The sequence below is a fragment of the Pediococcus damnosus genome (assembly GCF_001437255.1).
Lineage (GTDB): Bacteria > Bacillota > Bacilli > Lactobacillales > Lactobacillaceae > Pediococcus > Pediococcus damnosus.
In genome coordinates, this window is record NZ_JQBD01000103.1 from 1 (window position 1) to 5,771 (window position 5,771).

The 5,771-nt window shown below is 40.9% G+C and carries 4 protein-coding genes and 1 other annotated feature; all 4 genes read left to right on the forward strand.

Features of this window, described 5'->3' with window-relative positions; all coding sequences use genetic code 11:
- The first annotated feature begins 622 nt into the window (after positions 1-622).
- Positions 623-798, forward strand: a binding site (T-box leader).
- Between the two features lie 71 nt (positions 799-869).
- The 4 genes from trpS to IV84_RS09380 all read left to right on the forward strand — a co-directional run bounded on the left by trpS (position 870) and on the right by IV84_RS09380 (position 5,726).
- Positions 870-1,889: a tryptophan--tRNA ligase gene (gene trpS / locus IV84_RS09360; protein ID WP_046872466.1), complete on the forward strand. Its 1,020-nt coding sequence runs from the start codon at positions 870-872 to the stop codon at positions 1,887-1,889.
- Positions 1,890-2,520: 631 nt separating this feature from the next.
- Entirely contained in the window at positions 2,521-3,444 is a 924-nt protein-coding gene (locus IV84_RS09370) for a Ppx/GppA family phosphatase (RefSeq protein ID WP_056986528.1), read from the forward strand.
- A gap of 67 nt (positions 3,445-3,511) precedes the next feature.
- On the forward strand, positions 3,512-4,777 hold the full coding sequence (locus IV84_RS09375; protein WP_046872469.1) for a hydroxymethylglutaryl-CoA reductase, degradative: 1,266 nt from the start codon (positions 3,512-3,514) through the stop codon (positions 4,775-4,777).
- Positions 4,770-5,726, forward strand: a complete 957-nt coding sequence (locus IV84_RS09380) for a hypothetical protein (protein ID WP_046872470.1) — start codon at positions 4,770-4,772, stop codon at positions 5,724-5,726. The genes IV84_RS09375 and IV84_RS09380 overlap by 8 nt, the downstream gene beginning before the upstream one ends.
- The last annotated feature ends 45 nt before the right edge of the window (positions 5,727-5,771 follow it).

The following is a 5,771-nucleotide window of genomic DNA, read 5'->3' on the forward strand; positions in this document are numbered from 1 at the left end:
GACCATCTAGGAAAACCTTACACTAACATTTTTATAAAACCGTATATATCGTGTTAAAGATACTTTTACACGGGACGTAATTCTTCTTTGTAACCATCATCCTTCCTGTATACTAAAATAGTTGCCTACTGATTCAAAGCAAATTATGCAATGGATTGGGGGTGTATTCGTTGTTTAGCTTCATCGCTTCCCTTTTGGTAGCAGTGATTAATTCTCTGTTCGTTTATTGGTTGAATAAACGAAACCAAAAGTAGAATTTAGGTGACATCAACCCGCCCGCTTTGTGTAGGCATTTACCGAAGTAAGTGCCTGGATGATTTCAATAAGTGCAAAAAAAGGCCTTAACTATGTACAGTAGTTGAGGCCTTTGGTGTATCTGTTGTTTAGCTTTTCGCTAAAGTAAGTATAACCTATGATTTTGAATCTGGCAAAAAATAAATTTTTTACTTTTTTCTTTCTACACAGCTTATTACCTACTGATTCAAAGCAAATTACGCAATGGGTTGTTCTTCAGTTTGTAAATTCATTATAACTCCTATTTATGAATCAGGCCAAAAAATAATTGGCTTTTTTGTTTCAGTTAAACTTGCCCACACCCATAAATACAGGTACAATTACTGTATTAAGTTCGATGAAGAAATAAAGTAGTTTTTCATCAACAGAGAGAAATCAAATGCTGAAAGATTTCGAAAAACGAAATGGGTTTTGGAGAACAAATGTGACGGGGCACCGTTAACTGCATTGAGTGGCAGAGAGATTCTGCAAATTAGGTGGCACCACGGTGAATTCGTCCTATTGCTAGGTTAACTAGTGATGGGATTTTTTTGTAAATAAAATTAGGTATTTATATAGGAAGAAGGATTTTTAAAATGACAAAAAAACACGTAATTTTAACGGGAGATCGTCCTACAGGCAAGCTGCACATTGGACATTATGTCGGTTCTTTGAAAAACCGTGTCGAATTACAAAACAGTGGCAATTACGATAGTTACATCATGATTGCGGACATGCAGGCTTTGACTGACAATGCGCGTGATCCAGAAAAGATCCGCAACAGTTTAATCCAAGTGGCTTTGGATTATTTAGCGGTTGGTATTGATTCAGAGAAATCGACAATTTTAGTGCAGTCGCAGATTCCTGCTTTGAGCGATTTAACCGAAATTTATTTGAATTTGGTGACTGTTTCTCGATTGGAACGTAATCCAACGGTTAAATCTGAAATTAAACAAAAGAAGTTTGGTGAAAGTGTGCCCGCTGGATTCTTTATTTACCCAGTAAGCCAAGCTGCTGATATCACGGCATTTGGTGCAGATACGGTCCCAGTTGGGGATGATCAGGAGCCAATGTTGGAACAAACGCGTGAAATTGTGCGAAGTTTTAATAACATTTATGGCAAACCAATTTTGGTGGAGCCTAAAGGTTATTTCCCACCAAAAGGATTGGGCAGAATTCCCGGTTTAGATGGGAATGCCAAGATGAGTAAGTCATTGAACAATGCGATCTATTTGTCAGATGATGAAGATACGATTCAAAAGAAAGTGATGTCCATGTTTACCGATCCAACCCATATTAAGGTGTCGGATCCGGGTCATGTAGAGGGCAACACGGTATTTACGTATTTAGACATTTTCGATAAAGATAAGGCAAAAGTTGCGGATCTTAAGGCTCAATATCAAGCTGGTGGTCTGGGTGATGTCAAAATTAAGCGGTATTTAAATGAAGTTTTGCAGGAAATTTTGAAGCCAATTCGCGAAAGAAGAGAGCAGTATGCACAGGATATTCCTGGGGTATATGACATTTTGAAGCAAGGTAGTGAAAAGGCAAATAAAGTAGCTAACAAGACTTTGGATGAAGTACGGGATGCAATGGGAATTAATTATTTTAAGTAGTGAGTGAGACAAAGCGGTAAAAAGAGCATTCTAAGTGTGACGGATGCGGGATTGCAATCCCGCGGGAGTCATACTTAGAATGCTCTTTTTGACTTGTCGAGCTGTCCTAAAACAAGTGAGTGAGGTAAAACGGTAAGAGGCTGATCATAAGTGCGACGTATGTGGGATCGCAATCCCACGGGAGTCGTGCTTATGATCAGTCTCTTGTTTTGCTGAGCTGTCCTAAAGCTCAGCGGAAAGCAGCAGGCAAAGACGACGGATGCGAGTTCTTGCGGCTGAACTGTGCCACAAGAATCGACAGCGTACGGAATATAAAGGACTTTCGGAACGAAAATCATCCAAAAGAAAATGAAGTAGCGCGAGTTCTTGCGGCTGAACTGTGCCACAAGAATCGACAGCGTACGGAATATAAAGGATTTTCGGAACGAAAATCATCCAATGTAATGAAGTAGCGCGGGATCACAATTCCGCGAGAAGGATACTTATATCTCTATAGCTGTTTCAAGGAGCTGTCCTCAGTCTCCCCAGAAATTCACCGCATATGCGAGCAATGCGCATTTTCGCCTAAAAACATGTTAAAATAAATACAATTAAATTAACGGGATTAATCGAAAAAATCGAGGCGTGAAAAATGGAAAACTTGGTAATTGTGGATTTGGGTTCTAATTCAGTACGGATGGTAATTAATGAAGTCCACGACGACGGCAGTTTTCACGAAGTTCGGCGCATCAAGGAAGACTCGCGCATATCTGAAGGGATGGGTGCTAATAGTATTTTACAGCCGGTTGCCATGGATCGTACCATTGCAGCTTTAAAACGGTTTAAGCATATTTATGAGGGCTATCCAAATCGAACAGTGCGCGGAATTGCTACGGCGGCTGTTCGCGTGGCTCAAAATCAAGCTGAATTTTTGAAACGCGTCCAAGATGAAGTTGGCATTGATTTGGATGTTTTATCCGGTAGCGATGAGGCCTATTACGATTATTTAGGTGTGATGAATTCTTTAGAAATTAAGGACTGTCTGATCCTTGATACGGGTGGCGCTAGTTGTGAGTTAATTCATGTGCAAAATGGTAAACCGCGTAACTTGATTAGTGTGCCATTTGGGGCAGTGAGCCTTTCCGAAAGGTTTCATTTAAACAATGTGGTTCGTGCTGATCGCCTGTTTGCGGCGCAAATTTTTGTAAATAAACAGTTTCGGGATATCTGGTGGATTATGGATGCAATGCAACTGCCAATTATTTTGCTTGGGGGCGCTAATCGCTCGTTGGCACGTATGAACCGCCAACATCAAGGCATGTCACGGGTGGATAATATCCATGGATATCGTTTAAAAACTGAAGTTGTCAATAAAACTTTTCGCGCATTATTATCGCGAAACCTAGCGAATCGTAAAAAGATGCCAGGATTAGAAACCCAACGCGCAGACATTATTATTGGTGGAATTTTACCTTTAGTGATGTTGCTACAGATGTTAGATGCTGATCGGGTGATCTTTTCTGAGAGTGGGGTACGAGAAGGAATCATTTCGGAATATGTTCAGAATCGTAAATGATGAGCAGAAGTCGAAAACATTCTGAAGCAAGTTTCACCGATCTATTTAATTGAGGAGTCAAAATTCGATGGATTTAAATCATTTCTACAAAAAGAACTATGGCGATCGTTTAGCCCTTTTGAAAGCTCAATTGGGATTAAATGAAGCGGATCTTGAGGTGATTGCCAATGGTCGGACGGAAAAAGGCAACCAAATTATTGAAAATTATTTAACGGATTTTCCTGTTCCAGAAGGGGTGGCCGTTAATTTTTTGATTAATGGCAAAGAAAAAATTGTCCCAATGGTTACGGAAGAACCGTCTGTGATTGCGGCGGCTAGTCATGGTGCGAAGATGACTCTTGCTGGAGGTGGTATTCAGGCTCGAACCACAGATCATTTGATGATGGGCCAGGTTTTAATGGCCAACGTTGAAGATGCTGATGAACTCAGCACGCAACTTAATCAAAATGAGGCTGCTATTTTAAAAGTGGCTAATGATGCGCATCCCTCAATTGTTAAACGAGGCGGGGGCGCCAAAAAGCTACGCATTCGCAAATTAGCTCACCAGTTTGTTTCGTTAGATATCTTTATTGATACCAAAGAAGCCATGGGTGCTAATATGATTAACACCATGCTGGAAGCAGTAGCCACTTATTTACATATCAAATTACATCAGACTAGTTTAATGGCGGTGTTAAGTAACTTATCCGATGAATGTCTTGCTACGGCTACCTGTCAAATTCCGGTCGCAAGCTTAGCCACTAAAAAATTGAGTGGTGAAGACGTTGCTGATCGAATTGTGATTGCCAGTTTGGCGGCTCAAGTGGATCCATACCGAGCTGCTACACACAATAAAGGGATTATGAACGGTGTCGATGCTGTGGTGATGGCTACAGGCAATGATTGGCGGAGTATGGAAAGCGGTGCGCACGCGTATGCAGTTAAGGATGGGCAATATCGAGGCCTGAGTGACTGGAAAGTTAGCGACGGGAAATTAATCGGAACACTAACCTTGCCAATGCCGGTCGGATTTGTGGGCGGATCGATTAACATTAATTCCAGTGCACAGCTGGCGCATAAATTTTTACAGATTACTTCCGTAAAAGAGCTGGAAACAGTGATTGTGAGTGTGGGTTTGGCACAAAACTTGGCAGCCTTAAACGCGTTAGTTTCAGAAGGTATTCAGCGCGGGCACATGCATTTGCAGGCCAAATCCCTTCTATTAAGTGTGGGAGCAACTGACACGGAGCTGCCAAATGCGCAATTGCAACTGGAAAAATGCCCCGTTATGGATGCCAATACGGCTAAACAGGTGCTAAAAACGTTGCGAAACAAAGGAGAAATTAATGAGTGAAGAACGACTTAATGCTGAAGTAACCACATTGTTCGATCGAATTGATGCGATGATTCCAGAACAGTTAACGGTGCAATATGGTGATCAAAAATCAGGCTATGTTCGCTATGATCAGTCTTACCAAACGGTTGAAAATGGGCAACTAATTATTCATGTGCAGGATGTGACAGCTCCAAATTATACAGTTTCACACGAACTTTTGCATAAGTTGATGGAAATTAAAAAGTATCCACAAATCCAATTTCAGCTAACCAGTGGAAATCGTGAGTTTGATGAACAACTTATGATTATTACAACTGCCTTGTATGATACTGTTTTACATCTGAATATTTATAACTGGCAGCGGCAGCACGGATTATTGACCGAAGCGGTTCAGGCAGATTATCTAGCGGGAATTGTCAAAACAATTACCCCTGAGCAAGGCGACAAGCTGGATTCAATGATGCACTTGCGCCTGATGACGATTTTAGATGCATTGGTATTTTACGGGGATGATATTGATCAGGTGGCGGCGCAGTTTAAACGTGACTATCCAATTACCTTAACGGTAGTTCAAAAGCTCTATAATTTAATTACTGAAAAACCAGTGAACTCGCCATTTGCAGTCCGGCGAACGGTAGTGTCATTATTTGCTGAGTTTGATAAACAATTAAAAAGTTTAGATTTACCAACCCTAGGAAGTAGTGAATTTGTGACCTTGGAAAGTGTGATGAGCCAACGACAATTGCGTTTGGAAGTGCGGCAGCTTTTCCAAATTGCCCATTCTGAAATTCAAGACGCCAAAACGCAAAAACGGGCGTACATCGGCCTAGGCGTTCAAGATCAACAAAATGCCTTTGTTTTACCGATGCCACCGAAAAGCAAAACTGAAGAGTATTTTAAAACCTTGTACGGCTTATCAGTGAAGGAATTATTTGAACAAATGCAAATTCCTTATTTAATTCGTTAATCGAGTTTAAACACAAATGTTAGTGTAAGGTTTTCCTAGATGGTC